The sequence below is a fragment of the Cupriavidus consociatus genome, assembly GCF_017814975.1.
GTDB lineage: Bacteria > Pseudomonadota > Gammaproteobacteria > Burkholderiales > Burkholderiaceae > Cupriavidus > Cupriavidus consociatus.
Genome location: NZ_JAGIQA010000002.1, coordinates 34,919 through 55,826, shown reverse-complemented (window position 1 = coordinate 55,826; position 20,908 = coordinate 34,919). Strand labels below are relative to the sequence as shown.

Below are 20,908 nucleotides of genomic sequence, written 5' to 3'. Positions count from 1 at the left end.
CGCCCCCATGTCAGACGCATTGAGTACCGCGCAAGCACAAGGCGCCGCACAAGGCGCCGCACAAGTCGCCGCACGCTTCGCCCGGTTGGAGCCGGCGCAGCGCGCGGCGTTCCTGGCCGCGCTGCACGGCAAAGGCGTGGCGTTTTCCACGCTGCCCATCGTGCCGGCGCCGCGCGCCGGCGCGCTGCCGCTGTCGTATGCGCAGCAACGGCTGTGGTTCCTGCAGCAGCTGGCACCCGCCAGCACCGCCTACCACATGCCGGGCGTGTACCGGCTCGAAGGCCCGCTCGACGCCGCGGCGCTGCGCCGCGCGTTCGCGCAGATCGGCGCGCGCCATGAAGTGCTGCGCACCACCTATGCGACCGATGCTGATGGCGTTGCCTGCCAGCACGTGCATGAAGACCTGCCGCCGGCCTTTGCCGTCATGGATGCCGATCCGGACGGCCTTGACGCAATGGTCGCCCGCATCGTCCATGAACCGTTCGATCTCGCCGCGGGACCGCTGTGGCGTGTGGCGCTGTTCCGCGAGAGCGAGCAGTCGCACGTGCTGGTCGTGGTGCTGCACCACATCGTTGCCGACGGCGCTTCGATCGTCCGCCTCGTTGCCGAACTGGCCGCCTACTATGCAGGTACGCAAGCCGGCACGCATGCCGGCCTGCCGCCATTGCCGGTCCAGTACGCCGACTATGCGGCCTGGCAGCGCAACTGGATGGAGGCCGGCGAGGCCCAGCGCCAGCTCGGTTACTGGCGCGAACGCCTGGGTGACAGCACGGCCGACGCGCTTGACCTGCCGGCCGACCGTCCGCGCCGCGCCGCACGCAGCGGCGAGGGTGCGGAGCACGTGTTCACCATCCCCGCCGCGGTGGCCGAAGCCTTGCGCACGCTTGCCGCCTCGCGCCATGCGACGCTGAACATGGCCCTGCTGGCCGCCTACGCGGTGCTGCTGGGCCGCCATACCGGCCAGTCCGACCTGCGCATCGGCGTGCCGGTCGCCAACCGCCAGCGCAGCGAGACCGAGGCGCTGATCGGCTGCTTCGTCAACATGCAGGTGATGCGGGCAGAGGTCGACCCGGACCAGCCATTCGCCGATCTGCTGGCGCGGCTCGCCACGCAGGCCGCCGCGGATCAGGAGCACCAGTCGCTGCCGTTCGACCTGCTGGTCGAGGCGCTGCAGCCCGAGCGCAGCCTCGGCCAGCCGGCGCTGTTCAACGTCACCTTCGACCATCGCACCGCCAGCGCGGCAGCACTGCCCCAACTGGCGGGGCTGCGCGTCACGCCGCTGCAGCTGCCGGTCACCGCCGCGCGCTTCGAGCTGAGCCTGGCCACGGCCGAGCTGGCCGATGGCAGCCTGTGCGGCCGCATTGCCTACGCCGCCGACCTGTTCGATGCCGCCACCGTGGCGCGCATGGCGGGGCATTATGTGCGCCTGCTGCAGACCTTCGCGGCCGATCCGGCGACCACGCCCGGCACCGCGGTGCTGCTTGCCGACGACGAGCGCGCCGAGCTGGCACGCTGGAGCCGGCCCGACTGCCCGGCAACACCGTTCGTGGCCGTGCCTGCGCAGGTGGCCGCGCACGCACGCCGCGCGCCCGCCGCGCCGGCGGTGCTGTATGGCGACGACATCCTGACTTATGGCGAGCTTGAACGCCAGGCCAACCGGCTGGCGCACCGGCTGATCGCGCAAGGCATCGGCGCCGAGTGCTGCGTCGGGGTGGCGCTGAACCGTTCGCCGCGCATGCTGGTGGCGCTGCTGGCGGTGCTCAAGGCCGGCGCCTGCTTCGTGCCGTTCGATCCCGCCTATCCGGCACGGCGCCTGCTCGACATGCAGGAAGATGCTGCGCCGCGTCTGCTGCTGACCGAGCGCGCGTTGGGCGATACCTTCCCGGTCGCGCCGGACCTGCCGGTGCTGCTCGCGGACGACGGCGGCGCTGCATCGTGGCCCGAACATGACCCAGGCGTGACAATCCATGCCGAACAGCTGGCCTACGTGATCTACACCTCCGGCTCGACCGGCCGGCCCAAGGGCGTGGCCGTGGCACACGGCCCGCTGGCGATGCACGTGATCACCACCGCCGCGTGCTACGACATCACCGCGGCCAGCCGCGAGCTGCATTTCCTGTCGTTCAGCTTCGACGGCGCGCACGAGCGCTGGATGGTGCCCCTCGCCAGCGGTGCCAGCATCGTGCTGCGCGACGACACGCTGTGGAGCGTCGAGCAGACCTACGCCGCGCTGCGCCGCCACGCCGTCACGCACGCGGGCTTTCCGCCGCGCTACCTGCACCAGCTCGCCGCGTGGGCCGAGGCGCAAGGCAACCCGCCGGCGCTGTGGCTCTATTCCTTCGGCGGCGAGGCCATGCCTCGCGCCGGCGTGGAACGGCTGACGCAGGCGCTGCGGCCGCAGCACATCATCAACGGCTATGGCCCGACCGAGACCGTGGTGACGCCGCTGGTGTGGAAGGCCGCGGCGGACGAAGCCGCCGCGCAGGTGACCGGGGCCTATGCGCCGATCGGCCGGCCGGTCGGCACGCGCAGCGCGCACGTGCTGGACAGCCGGCTGGAGCCAGCTCCGGTCGGCGTGCCGGGCGAGCTCTACCTCGGCGGCGAAGGGCTGGCACGCGGCTATCTCGGCCGCGCCGGCATGACCGCCGACCGCTTCATTCCGGATCCCTTCGGCGCGCCCGGCGCGCGCCTGTACCGCACCGGCGACCTGGTGCGCTGGCGCCAGGATGGCTGCATCGAATATCTCGGCCGCCAGGACCACCAGGTCAAGATCCGCGGCTTCCGTATCGAACTGGGCGAGATCGAGGCGCACCTGCTGGCCCAGCCCGACGTGCGCCAGGCGGTGGTGCTGCCGCACGAGACGCCGGCCGGCACCCGGCTGGTTGGCTACGTGGCCGCGCCGGCCACGGTGCAGGCCGATGCGCTGCGCAGCGCGCTCGCCGCGGCCTTGCCCGACTACATGGTGCCGGCCGCGGTGCTGCGCCTCGACAGACTGCCGGTCACGCCCAACGGCAAGCTCGACCGGCGCGCGCTGCCCGAGCCGCAGTGGCAGGCCGAGGCAGCCTACGCCGCGCCGGTGTCGGCGCCGGAGCGGATGCTGGCGGCGGTGTGGGCGGACGTGCTCGGCATCGCGCAGGTGGGCTTGCACGATAACTTCTTCGCGCTCGGTGGCGACTCGATCCTCAGCTTGCAGATCGTTGCGCGTGCCCGCCTGCAGGGGTGGCGGCTGACACCCCGACAAGTGTTCGAGCACCAGTCCGTGGCCGCCCTGGCGCAGGTCGCACAGCGCGTGGACGTGGTGGCGGAGGATGCCGCCAATGACGCGGCGGAACTCGGCGCGGCGCCGCTGACACCGGTGCAGCGCGCGTTCCTCGGGCAGCCGCTGGCCGCGGCCGCGCGCAACCGCTTCAACCAGTCGGTATTGCTGCAGTCCGGGTTGGCCATCGACACGGCGGCGTTGCGTGCCGCGCTGGCGGACGTGGTCGGCCACCACGCGGCGTTGCGCTTCCGCTTCGGCCATACCGAAGACGGCTGGCACCAGCAGGCCATAGCGGAGGCCGCCGATGCGTTCGTGCTGACGACCGCCGATGCGCCCGACGCGGCGGCCATCACCGCCGCCTGCGACGCCGAGCAGGGAAAGCTGGATATCGAGCAGGGTCCGCTGCTGCGCGCCCTGCAACTTCACGTCGCGGACGGCAGCGAGCGCCTGTTCCTGGTGTGCCATCACCTTGTGGTGGACGGCGTGTCGTGGCGCATCGTGCTGGAAGACCTGCAGGCGGCGTATGCCGCGCGGCTGGCCGGCCAGGCGCCGGCGCTGGCTGCTGTCGCCGCCAGTTATGCCGAATGGAGCCGCACGCTGGCCGGCCCGGCGCGCGCGCTGTTTGCCGGCGAAGGCGCTTACTGGCAAGCGGTGGCAGAAGGCGATCTTGCCCTGCCGGCCGATGCACCCGAGGCGTCGCAGCCGCGTACCGATGGCGCCCGCACGGCGAGCTTCGCGCTCGACGCGGCCACCACCGACGCCTTGCTGCGGCGCGCCCACGCTGCCTACCGCACCGGCGTCAACGACCTGTTGCTGGCAGGTTTCGCGCGCGCGTTGTGCGACTTCACCGGCCGTGACGAGATCCGCATCCATGTCGAGGGCCACGGGCGCGAAGCCGAAGCGGCCGGCACCACGCTCGATCTCAGCCGCACGGTGGGGTGGTTCACCAGCATCTTCCCGGTGCGGCTGGCGCGTCTCGACAATCTTGGCGATACCATCGCCGGCGTCAAGGAAGCCCTGCGCGCCGTGCCGCGGCAAGGATTGGGCTACGGCGTGCTCGGGACCGCGGTGGCGGCGCCGCAGGTGCTGTTCAACTACCTGGGCCAGTTCGACGGCAGCCTGCGCGCCGGGACGGGCGGCTGGCAGGTGGCGGCAGAGGACACCGGCAGCGGCGTGTCCGCCGGGATCCCGTTGCCGGCACCGCTGGCCTTCGACGGCCGGGGCCGGCATGGCTGCCTGCAGTTCCGCTGCACGTATCGCGGCGGCCAGTTCCGCGAGGCCACCATCGACGCGCTGCTGGCGCGCATCGCCCAGGCCTTGCGCGACGTGGTATCACATTGCGTGGCGCAACCCGCCACGCGGCTGACGCCGTCGGACGTGCCGGCCAGCGGCTTGTCGCAGCCGCAGCTGGATACGCTGGCGCTGTCCGCCGACGAGATCGAGGACATCTGGCGGCCGACGCCGATGCAGCGCGGCATGGTGCGCCATGGCGCGCGCCATCCGGCATCGCCGGCGTACATGGTGCAGGTGCAGGCGACCATGGACGGCCTCGACGTCGAGCGCATGGTCGCGGCATGGCAGGCCGCGATGCGGCGCCATCCGGTGCTGCGCGCCCGGGTGGCGTGGCTGCCAGTGCCTGACGGGGCCGAGCCCCTGCTGGTGGTACCAGTCCAGGCGCAGCTTCCGGTCACCCGCCACGACTGGCGCGACCGCAGCAACCGGCAACGGTCCGCCGCCGACGATACGGCATGGCAGGCGCTATGCGAGGCCGAGTTCCGCCAACCCTTCGACCTGTGCCGCGCACCGCTGATGCGCCTGACGCTGGTGCGCATTGCCGACGACGCGTGGCGCTTCCTCTGGACCTGGCACCACCTGCTGCTGGATGGCTGGAGCATGTCGCGGCTGCTGGGCGAAGTGCTGCGCGGCTATGACGGCGAACTGCCTGCCCAGGCGGCCTCGTCGCTGCGCCGCTACGTGGCGTGGCAGCAGGCGCAGCCCGGCGCGGACGAGCAATGGAAGGCGCGGCTGGCGCCGCTGCGGCGGCAGCCGGTCCGCATCACCCGCGATATCGAGCCCGCGCAGCACGGCCAGCGCGGCCAACGCATGGGCGCCGTCGAGCATGTGGTGCAGGCCGACGCGCTGCGCACGCTGGCCGCCTTTGCCAGCCGCCAGCACGTCACCGTCAACACGCTGGTGCAGGCCGCCTGGCTGCTGGCACTGCGCCAGGCCACCGGCGCCCGCACCGTCGGCATGGCGGTGGTAGGTTCGGGACGCTCGGCGGAACTACCCGGCATCGAAGACATCATGGGCCTGCTGGCCAGCACGCTGCCGCTGGTGCAGGACCTGCCCGACACGCTGCGCGTGGCCGACTGGCTGCCCGCGCTGCAGGCGGACAACCTGGCCCTGCGCGAGACCGAGCACGCGCCGCCGGCGTGGCTGCAGTCCTGGGCGGCTGGCAGCGACGACACGGCGCAGGCGCCGTTCGACACCATGCTGATCTACGAGAACTACCCGGTCGACAGCACGCTGCGCGAAACCGAGCGCGGCGCGCTGCGCTTCAGCGATGTCGACAACCGCGGCCAGATGAGCTACCCGGTGACCGCCATCGTGATCCCGCGCGAAACGCTGACGTTGCGGGTGGAATACGACACGGCGGCGCTTGACGACGCCGCGGCGCAGGACCTCGCACGGCAATGCCTGGTGTTGTTGCTGGCGCTGCCGGCACTGGCCGATGCGACGCTGGCCGAACTGCCGGCACGCATCGCCGGCGCCAGCGAGGGCCGGGCCAGCGCGCTGGCGGCGTAAGAGGAGCAGGAGGCGATGGTTTCAGCGCAGCAGCTGGCGCGGGCAGTCGCCACACAACGGGAAGCCGTGCAGCCGGTAGCGCAGGCAGCACAGCCGGCGCAGCCACAGCGTGGTGGTGATGCCGTCGCGGGTCACGCGGTGCGCGCGCATCGGCGCATGCAGCGGGTTGTCGCGGCCGTCGGGGCGCGTGCGGGTGTCCATCAGCCATGCCGCATCGTGCGCCAGCGTGGCCTCGGTGGCCGGCAGGGCCGGTTGCAGCAGGCCGGGCGCGTGGCGGAACACCTCGGCGACGACGGCACCGGCATTGGCCCACAGCAGCCGCGGCGACGCGCCGCTGGCTGCGGCAAGTGCCTGTACCAGCGGTGCCAGCAGGTCGTCCAGCAGCGGGCCGTAGCGCTGCTGCGGCGGCGCTTGATGCAGTGCCTCGCCGCCATGCGGCAACAACAGCGTCACGGCGCGGCCGTGCCGGTCGGCCCGGATCGCTGCGTCGCGCAGCGGCAGCACGTGGTGCGCCAGCGCGGCAGCGGCCACCACGCCGGGCAGCAGCGACGCGAAGCCATGCCGCGCCCAGACCGAGGCGGTCACGCGCGCATCGTCGCTGCCGTGGTGCGCGGCGCTGGCCTGCAGCGCGCGGGCGAGGGGGCCTGCGGGCGGCGAGCCGAGCGCGGCGATGGCGATGTCCGCAGGCGCGGGCGGGCCAGCCGCCACAGCTTCGGCGTATTGGCGCAGCGGCCCCGGAAACAGTTCAAGCAACAGCGGTAGCGGTAGTAGAGCAGACAAGAGGCAGCCCTGAACGGCGTTGTTTTTGTGCATGTAACGCCATCTTTCAAGTTGAAGATGAGAATGATTATCAGGTATATTCGCAATTGCATTTGTAGAGACAATCCCGTACCCGGGCGTTTTCCTGACCGCCGGCAGTGGCAACGCCGCGGTGGCGAAGCGTTTGCGGCCATGCCGAGTCCACGGCGGGCCCGCGTGGGTCGAGGCAGCCAGGCCAGCAGCGCCTGCATCGCCGCTCCGGAGAGGACCCGATGACCCAGCCCGATTTGACGATCCGCGCGCGCGCCGCGCATGGCCCGGCGCCGCTCTCCTTCGCCCAGCAGCGGCTGTGGTTCCTGCAGCGCTACGCGCCGGACGGCACCGCCTACAACCTGGTGCGCGCGTGGCGCCTGCACGGGCCGCTGTCGGCGCCGGCGCTGGAGCGGGCGCTGGCGCTGGTGACATTGCGCCACGCCGTGCTGCGTACCCGTTTCTCGGCCGGCGACGGCGAGCCCTGCCAGTGGATTGGCGATGCGGCACCCGCCGTGCAGTGGCTCGACCTTCCTGCCGGCGAGGTTGACGCGCTGCTGCGCCGCGAAGCCGCGCGCGTGTTCGACCTGCATGCCGCCGCGCCATTCCAGGTCACCGTGGCCAGGCTGGATGACGGCGCCCACGTGCTGGTAATGGCCATGCACCACATCGTTTCCGACGGCTGGTCGAACCCGATCCTGGCGCGCGACCTGGCACGCGCCTATGGCGCTGCGCTGGATGGCACCGATCCGGGCTGGACTCCGCTGCCCGTGCAATACGCGGACTACGCTGCCTGGCAGCGCGAGCGCCTCGCCGGCCCCGCGCTCGACGCCGCGCTGTCGCGCTGCGCGCAACGGCTGGGCACCGCCATTCCCGCGCTGGAACTGCCGCTCGACGCACCGCGTCCGGCGCGCCCGGCAGGCAAGGGCGGGCGTATCCGCTGGACGCTGTCAGACGGCGTGGTGGCCGCGCTGCGCGACTACTGCAGCGGCACTGCCGACGGCGGCCGCACCACGCCGTTTGCCGTGCTGCTGGCGGCCTGGCAGGCGCTGCTGGCGCGCTACAGCGGCCAATACGATTTCGCGGTCGGCGTGCCCATCGCCGCGCGCACCCATGAAGAACTCGACGACCTGATCGGCTGCTTTATCAACACCCAGGTCTATCGCGCACGGCTGGCGCCCGGCCTGACTGGCCGCGCACTGTGCCAGCAGGTGCGCGACGACGCCCGCGCCGCGCTCGACCATGCCGACCTGCCGTTCGAACTGCTGGTCGACAAGCTCGCACCGGCGCGCGACCCCAGTCGCACGCCGGTATTCCAGGCGATGTTCAACCTGCAGATGGGCGAAGCCGCGTCGTTTGCGCTGCCCGGCCTCCAGGCGAGCGCACTGCCGGTGCCCGACGACAGCGCCAAGTTCGACGTCACGCTCGACCTGCAGGCCGGCGCGAAGCGCGTGTCGGCCACGCTCGAATACGATGCCGTGCTGTTTGCCGGAGCGACAGCGCAACGCATGGCCCGGCACTACGAGCAACTGCTCGGCACGATGCTGGCGACGCCCGACGTGCCGCTCGACGCGCTGCCGCTGATGGACGCAGGCGAGCGCGCCAACACGCTGGCCAGTGCCAACGGCACCGGCCTGGCCCTCGATGCTGACGACGACGTGGTGGCCCGTATCGCGCGCGCCGCCGCGGCCACGCCGGACGCCATCGCCATCACCGACGGCAGTGCCAGCCTGACCTACGCGGAACTGGAAGCCGGCGCCAACCGCATCGCGCACTGGCTGGCGGGGCAACAGGTGGGCACCGACACCCTGGTCGGCGTCTGCCTGCCGCGCACGCCGGAATTGGTGGCGGTGCTGCTCGGCATCCTCAAGGCAGGCGCCGCCTACCTGCCGATCGATGCGCATCATCCGCCCGCGCGCAACGCGCACATCCTGCGCCACGCCAGCCCGCGCCTGATCCTGGCGGCGGCCAGCACGCGCGCAGCGCTGGGCGAAAGCGGCGGCGTGGTGCTGGTCGACGGCCAGACCTCGCCGTTGCCGCCTTGGCACGCGGCGCCCGCAATCTCCCCTGCGCCGGACTGCCATCCGGCGCAGCTCGCCTACACGCTCTACACCTCCGGTTCGACCGGCACGCCCAAGGGCGTGCAGATTTCGCGCGCTGCCTTTGCCAACTTCCTGCGCGCGATGACGCCGGTGGTGCCGATGGACGGCAACGACCGCCTGCTGGCGGTGACCACGCTGGGCTTCGATATCGCCGGGCTGGAGCTGTTCCTGCCGCTGGCCAGCGGCGCGCGCGTGGTGATCGCCACGCGTGACGACGCGCGCGATCCAGCGCGGCTGGCGGCGCTGATGACCGACCACGGCATCACCGTGATGCAGGCCACGCCGGCCACCTGGCAGATGCTGGTCACGCAAGCCACGCCGGCATGGCAGGGCCTGCGCGTGCTGTGCGGCGGAGAGGCGCTGGGGCGCGAGCTGGCGACGGCGCTGCTGGCGCGCGGCGCCGACGTTTGCAACGTCTACGGCCCGACCGAGACCACGGTCTGGTCCGCCGCGCATGCGCTGGCGGGCAAGGGGGAAGGCATGCCAGCATGGGCGGTGGCGCCGGTCGGGCATCCGCTCGCCAACAACCAGCTTTACGTGCTGGACGCGCGCCTGGAGCCGGTGCCCGCGGACGTGGCCGGCGAGCTCTATATCGGCGGTGCCGGCCTGGCGCGCGGCTATGCCGCCGACCCGTCGCGCACTGCCGCGGCCTTCGTGCCCAACCCGTTCCCGCAAGGCTCGCCCGGCGCCATGGCGGGCGACCGGCTCTATCGCACCGGCGACCTGGCGCGCAAGCGTGCCGACGGCATCGTCGAGTTCTTCGGCCGCCGTGACCACCAGGTCAAGGTGCGCGGCTTCCGCGTCGAGCCAGGCGAGGTCGAGGCCGTGCTGGCCGCCTGCCCGGGCGTGCAGCACGCCGTGTGCGTGGCCCGCCCCGGTCCGGACGGCATGCCGCGGCTGTGCGCGTACTACGTGGGTGGTGAGGAAGCGATCGACGACGCCATCCTGGCCCGCCTGCGCGAGCAGCTGCCCGGCTACATGGTGCCGTCCAGCCTGACGCGCCTCGACGCGCTGCCGCTCAATGCCAACGGCAAGGTTGACCGCCAGGCGCTGCCGGAGCCGGCTGCGGCACCCGCCGCGGCCGCGCTGTCGACGCCCACCGAGCACGCGCTGGCCGGAGTGTGGCGCGCGGTGCTTGGCGTGGCCCAGGCCGGCGGCGACGACGACTTCTTCCTGCTGGGCGGCCATTCGCTGCTGCTGGTGCGGCTGCAGACCCGCATCCGCGAGCAGCTGGCGTGCGAGCTGGCGCTGCCGGCACTGTTCGCCGCGCCCGTGCTGCGCGACATGGCCGCGGCGATCGACCAGGCCGGACGGCGCGATGCCGATGCCGACCTGGCCTTCATGAACGACCTGCTGGAGACCCTGTGAACCTGTTCCTGTCATTGCGCCGCCGCTTTGGCGGCCTGCTGTTGCTGGCGCTGGCCGCGGGTACGTGCAGTGCGCTCGCGGGCATCGCGCTGATCGCCGAGATCAACCGCATGATTGCGGCGCCGGCTGCGCTTGAAGCTGGCCGCATCCTCATCCTGCTGGGCCTGCTGGCCGTCTTGTTCGGCTGCGGCTTTGGCTCGCAAGCGCTGCTGACCGCGCTGGGCCACCGCGTGGTCTACGACATGCGCATGCGCATGCTCAAGCGCGTGCTCGATACCGACGTCGAGCGCCTGGAAGCGATCGGCGGCCCCACCGTCTATGCCACGCTGACCAAGGACATCGCCTCGATCGGCATGGCCTTCAACCGCGTGCCGTTCGTGTTCTACAACGGCGTGCTGGTGGCGGGCGGCCTGCTGTACCTGGGCTGGCTGTCGTGGCAGCTGTTCGTGCTTGGCGCCGCCGTGCTGGGTGGCGGCGTGCTGCTGGCGCAGCGCTGGGTGCTGCGCATGCGCGGCCTGATGAAGGCAGTGCGCGACACCGACGACCGCCTCTACGCCGGCTACCAGGGCGCCATCGATGGCCGCTACGAGCTGGCGCTGAACGCCTGGCGCAAGCAGAGTTTCTACCAGCGCGACTTCGAGCCCGCCGCCGAGTTTGCGCGCGCGCATGAAGTGCGCGCCGACCGCTACTGGGTGCTGAGCCTGTCGTTCACCGCGGCGCTGATCCTGGGGCTGGCCTGCGCGATCTTTGTCGCCGGCGATGCGCTGGGCATAGCCCGCGAGCGCATCACCGCCTTCGTGCTGGTGCTGATGTTCCTGCGCATGCCGCTGAACGACCTGGTCGGCACGCTGCCGATCCTGATGACCGGCAACGTCGCGCTGCGCAAGATCGACACGCTGCGGCTGGCGCCGTACACCGAGGACTTCGCGCTGAATGCCGGCCACAACGCCGCCGCCACGGCGCCGGCCCCGGGCACGCCGCTGCTGGCGCTGAAGGACGTGCGCTATGACTACCCGGGGCAGGGCGACGAGCGTGGCTTCCGGCTGGGCCCGGTGTCGCTGACGCTGGCCGCCGGGGAGACGGTGTTCATCGTCGGCGGCAACGGCAGCGGCAAATCGACGCTGATGAAGCTGCTGGCGGGCTTGTACCAGCCCACGGACGGCAGTGTGTCGCTGGGCGGCGCCACGCTAGGCGCGGCGCAACTGCCCTGGTACCGCAGCCATTTCGCCACCGTGTTCTCCAACGCGCATCTGTTTGCGCGGCTGGTTGGCCCGGACGGCAAGTTCGACGCCGCGGTGGCCAACGCTTTCCTCAAGCGGCTGCACATGGACCACAAGGTCTCGATCCGCGACGACCTGCTGTCGACCACGCAGCTTTCGCAGGGCCAGCGCAAGCGGCTGGCGCTGCTGGCGGCCTATGTCGAGACGCGCCCGGTGCTGCTGCTGGATGAGTGGGCCGCCGACCAGGATCCGGTATTCCGCGCCTACTTCTATGAATCGCTGCTGCCGGAACTCAAGCGCAGCGGCAAGACCATCGTCGCGGTCAGCCACGACGACCGCTATTTCCACGTGGCCGACCGCGTGATCCGCTGCGACAGCGGCGTCATCCGCACCGACAGCGCCGACAGCGCCAACGCCGGCACCGATGCCGGCGACAACGAACACAACGCACAACAGGCCGCCGCATGACGCGCGCCAACATTCAGAGGGAGTCAGCTCAAATGCAAAGCAACGCGTCTTCGATGACCCACGCCGTCGCAGGCCAGCCCTGGTCGTCCGCATCCTCCGCCATCCTGCAAAGCGGCTGGGAGGGTGCGACGCTGCAGCTGAGCCTGGACGGCACGCCGCTGCAGGCGTGGCAGTTCACGGCGGGCGCGCAGCCCCGCCTCGCGCTTGCCGGTCCCGCGTCGGACCACCCGCTGGCACGCGCGGCCGCGTTCGCCGCCTGCGAAGCGGCGCTGGCGCGCACGCCTGCCGCCGAATCCATCGCATTGGACGTACCCGGGGCCCTCGCCGCGGCCATGCTGTGCGAAGGCAGTGCCGTGCGCGATGCCAGCGGCCGGCTGGTATCGCGCGTCGAGCAGTTGTGGCAGCTGCCGGCACTGTGGCACACCGGCACCTCGGGTCGTGATTTCCCGCTGCAGTACGCCATGAGCGCGGGCAAGCGCCATCCGCTGCGCGCGCCCAAGCCGAGCGGCCAGGTCTATGCGCGCCATATTCCCTGGCTCGACCAGGTGTTCTCGATGCGGGTTGCCGACCTCGATGTCGACCTGCAGTGTTTCCATGGATGGATGAACGACCCGCGCGTGGCGGTGTTCTGGCAGGAGGAGGGCGACCTCGCCAGGCATCGCGGCTACCTCCAGGCGCAGCTCGATGATCCGCACACGATCCCGCTGATCGGCTGCCTGGGCGGCAAGCCCTTCGCCTACTTCGAGGTGTACTGGGCCAGGGAAAACCGCATCGGCCCGTACTACGACGCCGACGACTTCGACCGCGGCTGGCATGTGCTGATCGGCGATGGCGAGATCCGCGGCAAGGCGTATATCAGCGCCTGGCTGCCGTCGCTGATGCACTACATCTTCCTCGACGATCCGCGCACACAGCGCATCGTCGGCGAGCCGCGCATCGACCATGTGCAGCAGATCCGCAACCTCGACCGTTCCGGGTTCGCCAAGGTCAAGGCCTTCGACTTCCCGCACAAGCGCGCCATGCTGGTGATGCTGCTGCGCGAACGTTTTTTCGGCGAGCGCCTGTGGGTGCCGCAGGAAGACGCGCCGGCACAAGCCCCCGCAGAACTCGTCGCGCATCCCGCGCTTGCCGCCTGAACCCGCCGCGCAAGGAGACCCCAATGCTCTACTCAGCTTCGACCTGCGCCGCGAACGGTGCCCGCGTGGGTACCGGCGCACCGCCCGTGCTCGACCTGCTCGGCATCGGCTTCGGCCCGTCCAACCTCGCGCTGGCCGTGGCGCTGCGCGAGATGCTGCCGCAGCAGGCGCCGTTCCGCTTCGGCTTTATCGAGAAAAAGCCCGGCTTCGTCTGGCACGGCAACATGCTGCTCGACAACAGCCGCATGCAGATCTCGTTCCTGAAGGACCTGGTCACGATGCGCAACCCGGCCAGCCGCTATACCTTCATCAATTACCTGCACGAGCGCGAGCGGCTGCTGGACTTCATCAACACGCGCACCTTCTACCCGAGTCGCTACGAATTCAATGACTACCTGTCGTGGGTGGCGGCGGACTTTGCCGACAGCTGCCACTATGGCGAGGAAGTGGTTTCGGTCGAGCCCGAAAGCGCTGGCGGCAACGGCGCGCTGGCATGCCTGCGCGTGACCTCGCGCGCCGCCGATGGCGCGCTGACGGTGCGCCGCGCGCGCAATGTGGTGGTCAGCGTGGGCGGTGCGCCCAGCATTCCCGACACCTTCGTGCCGCTGCGCGGGCATGCGCGCGTATTCCATTCGTCGTCATACCTGGAATCGCTGGAGCGGCTGGAACAGTCCGGGCCGGTGCGCCGGGTCGCGGTAATCGGCTCGGGGCAGAGCGCCGCCGAGATCTTCCTCGACCTGCACGGCCGCGAAGGCAATATCGAGGTCGACCTGGTCAGCCGGGCGCCGGCGCTCAAGCCGGCCGACGACAGCCCGTTCGTCAACGAGATCTTCAACCCGCGCTATATCGACTACCTGTTCTCGCGCGCGCCCAACGAGCGCGAGCAACTGCTGAGCGAATTCGGCAACACCAACTACGCGGTGGTCGATACCGACCTGATCGAAGCCATCTATGAAGTGCTGTACCAGCAGAAGGTCACCGGCAAGGCGCGCCACCGCCTGCTGGCCGGCTGCGAGGCGCGCCACGCCGAGGCCGACGCCGACGGCGTGCGGCTCGACATCGCGCGCCGCGACGACGGCGCGCACCAGTTGCAGCGCTATGACGCGGTGATCCTCGCCACGGGCTACCGGCGCGAGCTGCACCAGTCGCTGCTGGCGCCGCTGGCGTCCTACCTGGACGACGCCAAAGGCTTCCAGGCTGACCGCGACTACCGGCTGCAGATGGCGCCTGGCTGCCAGGCCGGCGTGTTCCTGCAGGGCTGCTGCGAAGCGACGCATGGGCTGTCGGACACGTTGCTGTCGGTGCTGGCGGTGCGCGCGCAGGAGATCGCCGCGGCGGTGCTGGGCACTGGCGAGGGCGAACCGCGCGTGTTGGCGCCGGAGCCGGCGCGAAGCCGTCCCGCGCGGATGGCGCACGCCGGCACGCACTGAACACAAGAACAAGATCACGTAGCGGCGGCGGGCCGTCGGCCCGCCAGCCGGCTCGCATGGCCAATTTCATTCAACAACAGAGCAGGGGAGTAAGACGGGCATGAAACACAGCAACAGACGCGCGAACGCACGCGCGCGGGCAGCACGGAACGTGGCCGCAACGTCGTGCCGCACTGCCATGCGCTGGATCCCGGCCGCGGTCGGCCTGGTCTTCAGCGCATCGGCTTTTGGACAGGAAGCCACCACGGGAACGACGCCGGCAACGGCCGCTGCCCCTACCGGCAGCGCTGCCAGGCCTTCGGAGCATGCGCTGCCGGCGGTGACAGTCAACGGCGTGCGCGAGAATCCGGTCAACCCGCCGACGACGGCCGGCAGCAAGGTGCCGCTGACCGCGCGCGAAGTCCCGCAATCGGTGACCGTGGTCAACAGCGAGCGCATCAGGGAACAGAATCTGGTGACGCTGGAAGACGCGCTGGCGCAGGCCACCGGCGTGTTCGTGGAAAAGCGCGACCAGGAACGCACCATCTACTATTCGCGCGGCCTGGAGATCGACACCTTCCTGCTGGATGGCGTGCCGACCAAGTATGACTGGCGCAACACCGTGCAGCCCGACCTGTCGATGATCGACCGCGTCGAAGTGCTGAAGGGCCCGTCCGGCCTGCTGTCCGGCGCCGGCAAGACCGGCGGCGCGATCAACCTGGTGCGCAAGAAGCCCACGCGCGAGACGCAGGTGCAGGGAGCGCTGTCGGTAGGGTCGTGGAACAACTACCGCGCCGAGATCGACGCCGGCGGTGCGCTGAATGCCGACGGCACGCTGCGCGCGCGCCTGACCGGCGCTTTCCAGGACAAGGACTCGTTCATCGACAAGGCCAATATGCGCACCGGTGCGCTCTATGGCGTGGTCGAGTACGACATTACGCCCAGCACCATGGTGACGGTGGGCGCGAGCTACCAGGACTCGGAGGGACGCCAGCCGTGGACGCTGCCGGCCTACTACAACCCGGTTACGCGCCAGGCGAGCCTGCTCGACGTGCCGCGCTCGACCTACCTCGGCGCTGACTGGAACAGCGACCACTTCTATACGACCTCGGCCTTTGCCGAGCTGGAGCACAAGTTCGACAGCGGCTGGCAGGTCAAGGGCGCGCTGCGCTACCTCAACAACCAGATGCATCGCGAGCAGGCGTACGCCTACTCGCCGGTCATTCCGGGCGTCAACACCACTACGCTGTTTGCGGCCAAGCAGACCTACACGCAAGAGCAGACCAGCTTCGACGTCTATGCCAACGGTCCGTTCTCGCTGTTCGGGCGCCGGCACAAGGCGCTGATCGGCTTCAATTTCTCGGACTCGGAGCGACGCGACCCGCGCTACTCTTCGACGCCCTTCTCGCAGGTCGTGAACGTCTTCAGCCCGCGCAGCGACTTCGCCAAGCCGGTCTTCACGCCCAATGGCTCGGGCACCACGACCAGCACCCGGCAATATGGCGTCTACGGCGACGCACGCTTCTCGCTGCTGGACCCGGTGACCCTGGTGCTGGGCGGGCGCCTGAGCTGGTGGGATATCAATGCGCGCCAGTACACGCCGACCGCCAGCTTGACCAGGCAAGACGACATCAACGCCAAGTTCACCCCCTTCGCCGGGCTGATCTACGACTTCACCGAGCACTGGTCGGCCTACGCGAGCTACGCCGAGATCTTCCAGCCGCAGGACGAGTATTTCACCGCCAGCGGCAACCTGGTCGATCCGATCAAGGGCAAGCAGTATGAAGTGGGCGTGAAGGGCGAGTTCTTCGAAGGCGCGCTGAACACCTCGGTGGCGCTGTTCCAGGTGCGCGAGACCGGCCGCGCCACGGTCGACTACGTCAACACCACCAACCCGAGCAACCCATTCTACGTGTCGCAGGGCGAGACCAGGAGCCAGGGCTTCGAGCTGGAGGCCAGCGGCCGCATCACGCCGAACTGGACCGTCTACGCCGGCTATACCTTCAACGTCACCACCGACCTGCAGGACCGCTCCGGCCAGCTCAACACGGCGTTCTCGGCGATTGCGCCCAAGCACCTGTTCAAGCTGTGGACGCAGTACCGCCTGCCCGGCGACTTCAAGCGCTGGCGCATCGGCGGCGGCATGACCGCGGTCAGCCACGTGCAGAACACCGCGCTGTTCCCGGCGCCGATCGGCGCGGTCACGCTGCGCCGAGGCGGCTATGCGACCTTCGATGCGGCGATCGGCTATGACTTCAACAAGCATGTCTCGGCCGACCTGAATCTGACCAACCTGTTCGACCGCAGCTACTATGCGCGGATCAACAACCCGCGCGAAGGCAACATCTATGGCCAGCCGCGCGCGGCGATGTTCACCGTGCGCATGAAGATGTAAGCGCGGTGCCGGCGTGGCAGTGCGGCAAGATCGCACCGCCACGCCGGCCGCGTGTTGCTGGATATTCCAATGAACAATAGTCCCTCATCCCTGCCGTTGCGCAGCGCCATGGGTCCGGCGCTGGCGATGACCGCTCGCGCGCTGGCCGCCCTGGCCGGCAGCTACGCTTTCACCTGGGGCGTCACCGCCGGTGGCGCCGTGCTTGGCTGGCGCCTGGGCCTGGCGCGCAGCGAAGCTGTGCTCTGGTTTTCGATGCTTGCGTTCCTGCTGTTCCCGCTGATGTCGCTGTGGGCGCTGGTGACGCGGCGGCTGTGTCGCGTGTGGCTGGTGCTGGCGGCCGGCGCGGTTATCGGCGCCGGCGTGGCGCAAAGGCTCGGGGAGCGGCTGGCGTGAGCAAGACCGTGCGCAAGAACAATAGCCGTGCCGCGGCGAACAAGACTGCGGCACACGAAGGCGGGCTGCGCCAGGCCATGACCTGGGCGCATACCTGGATCGGCGTGCTGCTCGGCGGCGTGCTGATGGTGGCCTTTTTCATGGGGTCGGTCGCGGTGTTCGACCGCGAGGTCGACCGCTGGATGATGCCGGCCACGCGCATCGAAGCCGCACCAGTCACCATCGATATCGACACCGTGGTGCTGCGCGCGGTGGACGCGCTGGCCGCCGGCAAGCCGCTGCGCGAATGGGCCGTAACGCTGCCCGAGGCGCGCACGCCGGTGATGATCGCCCGCGTGCGCTATGCCGCGGCCGGCGGACAGATCCGGCTGGCCGACCCGCGCGCCGGCGCGCTGCTGCCGGATGTCGGCACGCTGGGGGCATCGTCCTTCTTCTACCCGCTGCACTACAACCTGCACCTGCGCGTGTGGAACATCGGCTACTGGCTGGTGGGGCTGGCTGCGATGGCAATGCTGGCCGCGATCGTGTCCGGCGTGATCGTGCACGTGCGCATCTTCCGCGATTTCTTCACCTTCCGGCCGCGCAAGCAATTGCAGCGCAGCCTGCTCGACCTGCACAACCTGACCGGCGTGCTGGCGCTGCCGTTCCATGCGGTGATTTCCTTCTCCGGCATCTGCATCGTCTACATGATCCTGATCCCGGCCGGCATCAACGCGCTGTACCAGCAGCCCAATGCCTTCTACGAGCAGGCCTTGTCGGGCTATTCGCGGCAGGCCGCGGGCGTGGCCGCGCCGATGGCGCCGCTCGGTCCGATGGTCGAGGCGGCGCGCGCGCGCTGGGGCGGGGCGGCGCCTGCCGCGATCCGCGTCTGGAACCCGGGCGACGCCAACGCGGTGGTCAAGGTCAGCCGCTCGGTGGGCGACCGCGTCAGCCTGGCGGACGACGCCGCCTACTTCGACGGCGCCACCGGGGCGCTGCTGCACCACGCGCCGCTGCAGCCCGCGGCGACCACGCAGCGTTTCCTGACCGGCATGCATTTCATTGCCTTCGACCACTGGCCGCTGCGCTGGCTGTACTTCCTGGGCGGGCTGGCCGGTTGCGTGCTGATCGGCACGGGCCAGCTGTACTGGCTCGACAAGCGCCATGCGCGCCATGGCGAGCGCGGCGTGCGCCTGGCCGCCGCGGTCACCGCGGCCATGACGACCGGGCTGGTGATCGCGACGCTGGCGATGATGGTGGCCAATCGGTTGCTGCCGATGACACTGCCGTCGCGCGAGTTCATCGAGGCCGGGTTGTTCTTCCTGGTCTGGCTGGCCACCGCCATCCACGCGCGTGTGGCGATGCGGCCCGGCAGCCGCACGCTGGTGCCGTGGCGTCAGCAATGCCTGGCGATCGCCGTGCTGGCGCTGGCAGCGCCGGTGTGCAACGGCCTCACCACCGGCGACTGGCTGCCGCGGGCGCTGGCCCGCGGGCAGTTTGCCGTGGCGGGTGTCGATATCGCGCTGCTGCTGACCGGCGCGCTGGCCCTGACGACGGCACGCCGGGTCAGGCAAGTGGAAGCGGCCCGCGTGGCGGCTGCTCCAGACCTGGAGGAGGCAGATCATGCCGAATGCGCTTGACCACCTGTTGCTGATCGCGCTGGCACTGTGCGCGTATGGCGCGTTCGTGCTGTTTGCCTGCGCCAGTGAGCGGCACTGGAACGAGCTATCGGGGCAGGGCGGCGATTTGCCGGACCGGTTGTGCCGGCGCCTGCGCGGCGCGGCCTGGGCGCTGGTGGCCTTTGGCGCCGCGGCCGCACTGCCGGGCAACGGCGCCGGCTTTGGCGTGCTGTTGTGGGCGCTGGCGATGATGGCCGGCGCGATGGCGGTCGCCTTCACGCTGACATGGCGGCGCGGCTGGCTGCAGCCGATCGCGCGCGGGATGCTGGCGGCGCTGCGGATCTGAGCCGGAGCCGGATACGGGCGGTACGCCGCCCGTCGGCGATAATGCAATTAACCGCCTGAAATCACAGCCGTCCACCAACGCGCGAGCGCGCAGGTGCCTGCAGACGAGGGTGTGGAGGCTCAGCGGGGGGTACCCGCGTAGCCGGCACGTTGCCTCGGGAGGAAACGTGCAAGCCAGTGCCGCCAGCCGCGCGCCCCCGCCGCTCCCGTCCTGCAGCGCGTGACACGCACGCTGGCACGGGTGATGGCATAGAGCTCCACGGTGGCCGCCTCTGGCACCGTGAACGATTCGCTGGCGGCGAGGGATGTGTCTTTCGGATCCCCGTCACGGATCAGCCACAACTCGCCCTCGGTACAGCGCACCGCGACGTGCTCGCCCGCGTCGGCCACCAGCCGCAGAGAACTGCGTGCGGGCAGGGTGGCGGTCATATCGTTGCTTACCAGGAACATGATGTTCTCCGGGTTCAATTCATTGCGATGGCGGCCGTCGGCGCTGTCACCGTGCCTGCGGCCATGGGCCGGACAAAGGCGGCGATCCGGTCGATCACTGCGGAATCCTGCAGGATGCGGCGATGGCCCAGCCCCTCGGTGGTGACTAGTTCCGCGCCGGGCCAGGCGCCGGCGATCGCGGCCCCGTCTTCCCAGCGCACCTCCTTGTCGCCACGGTCATGGATCACCAGCGTCGGCGGCACCGGGCGCGAGCGCCCGATTTCCGGTACGTTGAACGCGGACCATGGCATGCCGAGCCAACGCTCGCTCTGCCGCTGCATCCGTGCCAGCACGGCAGGCGCGATACCGAGCTGCCAGGCCAGCGCCGCGCATGCGGCGTGCATGTCGGCCGGCGCACCGAGCAGCACCGTGGCGCGTGCCGGCAGGCCCTCGCGCAATGCCAGGGCGGTGGCCGCGCCGCCGAGCGAATGTGCTACCACGGCGTGGACCGGCCCGGCGTGCCAGGCGGCGGCCAGCAGCGAGCGCGACATTTCGAGCACAGAGGTCTGCGCCGCGCCGCGCGTGCCTGCATCGGAAGCGCCATGCGACAGCGCATCGAAGGCCACCACGCGCATCCCGGCTGCCACCAGGCTGTCGGCCGCCGCATGCCACTGCCCGGCATGGCCGCCCCAGCCGTGGGCGAGCAATACCACCGGGCCGGAATCGCCCCAACGGTAGACGCGCACCCGGCGGCTGGGCCCGTGACCGGTCACCAGGGCCCAGTCGCTGCGGGCGCTGTCCAGGAAGCGGCGGGCAGCCGACGTCGGGGCGGCACGCGGCGGCGTGAACCAAAGGCGCTCGAGCGCACGCGCGGTCGCGGATGGCGATACCAGGCTGCCCGCCTGCCAGCGTAGCCGCTGCCAGGCGGGCAGGGCGACGGGTCGGTTACCTGGTGGCCTGGCGCCGGGCGCCGGGGCGGCGGTAGTCGCCGGGGAAGGGGAAGAGACTGCTTGCGTCACGACCTGCACCTCCAATCGGTTGCTTGGATTGGCGCGGCATCATTGGAGCCGGCGCCAGCCGGCGGCTCTCCGCGCGCATTTTAAGACCGACCAGTCGTGCTTTTTTTAGTATAAAAAAAGCCGCCGGAAGGCTGTTTGCCCGCCAGCGGGATAGTGCCGGCGCCAATTTGTCG

Annotated in this window: 12 protein-coding genes; 9 read left to right on the top strand and 3 right to left on the bottom strand. The window is 70.4% G+C overall.

The window, feature by feature from the left end:
• Positions 1-7: 7 nt before the first annotated feature.
• Complete coding sequence (locus J8I82_RS03455; protein WP_209754459.1) at positions 8-6,064, top strand: non-ribosomal peptide synthetase; 6,057 nt, start codon at positions 8-10, stop codon at positions 6,062-6,064.
• Between the two features lie 21 nt (positions 6,065-6,085).
• Here the strand turns inward: J8I82_RS03455 and fhuF are convergent, their stop codons facing one another.
• Complete coding sequence (fhuF, locus tag J8I82_RS03450) at positions 6,086-6,844, bottom strand: siderophore-iron reductase FhuF (protein WP_209754458.1); 759 nt, start codon at positions 6,842-6,844, stop codon at positions 6,086-6,088.
• Positions 6,845-7,095: 251 nt separating this feature from the next.
• Between fhuF and J8I82_RS03445 the strand changes: the two genes are divergently transcribed.
• From J8I82_RS03445 to J8I82_RS03410, 8 genes are all read left to right on the top strand, one after another.
• A complete protein-coding gene (locus tag J8I82_RS03445) occupies positions 7,096-10,323 on the top strand; it encodes a non-ribosomal peptide synthetase (RefSeq protein ID WP_209754457.1) in 3,228 nt (1,075 codons plus the stop codon).
• On the top strand, positions 10,320-12,011 hold the full coding sequence (locus J8I82_RS03440; protein ID WP_209754456.1) for a cyclic peptide export ABC transporter: 1,692 nt from the start codon (positions 10,320-10,322) through the stop codon (positions 12,009-12,011). Before J8I82_RS03445 ends, J8I82_RS03440 begins: the two co-directional genes overlap by 4 nt.
• 53 nt (positions 12,012-12,064) lie before the next feature.
• A complete protein-coding gene (locus J8I82_RS03435) occupies positions 12,065-13,147 on the top strand; it encodes a GNAT family N-acetyltransferase (protein WP_245179373.1) in 1,083 nt (360 codons plus the stop codon).
• 23 nt (positions 13,148-13,170) lie between these two features.
• Positions 13,171-14,577: a lysine N(6)-hydroxylase/L-ornithine N(5)-oxygenase family protein gene (locus tag J8I82_RS03430; RefSeq protein WP_209754454.1), complete on the top strand. Its 1,407-nt coding sequence runs from the start codon at positions 13,171-13,173 to the stop codon at positions 14,575-14,577.
• 100 nt (positions 14,578-14,677) lie between these two features.
• Positions 14,678-16,951 carry a TonB-dependent siderophore receptor gene (locus tag J8I82_RS03425; RefSeq protein ID WP_209754453.1) on the top strand — a complete coding sequence of 758 codons (2,274 nt, stop codon included), beginning with the start codon at positions 14,678-14,680 and terminating at the stop codon, positions 16,949-16,951.
• A gap of 69 nt (positions 16,952-17,020) precedes the next feature.
• The gene (locus tag J8I82_RS03420) at positions 17,021-17,344 is read left to right on the top strand and encodes an iron uptake protein (protein WP_209754452.1); all 324 of its coding nucleotides are present in this window, start codon (positions 17,021-17,023) and stop codon (positions 17,342-17,344) included.
• On the top strand, positions 17,341-18,963 hold the full coding sequence (locus J8I82_RS03415; protein ID WP_284182829.1) for a PepSY-associated TM helix domain-containing protein: 1,623 nt from the start codon (positions 17,341-17,343) through the stop codon (positions 18,961-18,963). The genes J8I82_RS03420 and J8I82_RS03415 overlap by 4 nt, the downstream gene beginning before the upstream one ends.
• Positions 18,947-19,288 (top strand): DUF3325 domain-containing protein, encoded by a 342-nt coding sequence (locus tag J8I82_RS03410; protein ID WP_209754451.1) that lies wholly within the window; start codon positions 18,947-18,949, stop codon positions 19,286-19,288. Before J8I82_RS03415 ends, J8I82_RS03410 begins: the two co-directional genes overlap by 17 nt.
• Before the next feature lie 119 nt (positions 19,289-19,407).
• On the opposite strand, the gene J8I82_RS03405 is transcribed toward J8I82_RS03410, so the two are convergent.
• On the bottom strand, positions 19,408-19,737 hold the full coding sequence (locus J8I82_RS03405; protein ID WP_209754450.1) for a DUF2917 domain-containing protein: 330 nt from the start codon (positions 19,735-19,737) through the stop codon (positions 19,408-19,410).
• 14 nt (positions 19,738-19,751) lie between these two features.
• Positions 19,752-20,735: an alpha/beta fold hydrolase gene (locus tag J8I82_RS03400; RefSeq protein ID WP_209754449.1), complete on the bottom strand. Its 984-nt coding sequence runs from the start codon at positions 20,733-20,735 to the stop codon at positions 19,752-19,754.
• Positions 20,736-20,908: the final 173 nt, after the last annotated feature.

Bases quoted from the DNA above. Each gene is read 5' to 3' on its own strand.
- J8I82_RS03435 (WP_245179373.1), top strand. From the start codon at position 12,065: ATGACCCACGCCGTCGCAGGCCAGCCCTGGTCGTCCGCATCCTCCGCC.
- J8I82_RS03445 (WP_209754457.1), top strand. From the start codon at position 7,096: ATGACCCAGCCCGATTTGACGATCCGCGCGCGCGCCGCGCATGGCCCG.
- J8I82_RS03405 (WP_209754450.1), bottom strand. From the start codon at position 19,737: ATGTTCCTGGTAAGCAACGATATGACCGCCACCCTGCCCGCACGCAGT.
- J8I82_RS03410 (WP_209754451.1), top strand. From the start codon at position 18,947: ATGCCGAATGCGCTTGACCACCTGTTGCTGATCGCGCTGGCACTGTGC.
- J8I82_RS03420 (WP_209754452.1), top strand. From the start codon at position 17,021: ATGAACAATAGTCCCTCATCCCTGCCGTTGCGCAGCGCCATGGGTCCG.
- J8I82_RS03455 (WP_209754459.1), top strand. From the start codon at position 8: ATGTCAGACGCATTGAGTACCGCGCAAGCACAAGGCGCCGCACAAGGC.
- J8I82_RS03425 (WP_209754453.1), top strand. From the start codon at position 14,678: ATGAAACACAGCAACAGACGCGCGAACGCACGCGCGCGGGCAGCACGG.
- J8I82_RS03430 (WP_209754454.1), top strand. From the start codon at position 13,171: ATGCTCTACTCAGCTTCGACCTGCGCCGCGAACGGTGCCCGCGTGGGT.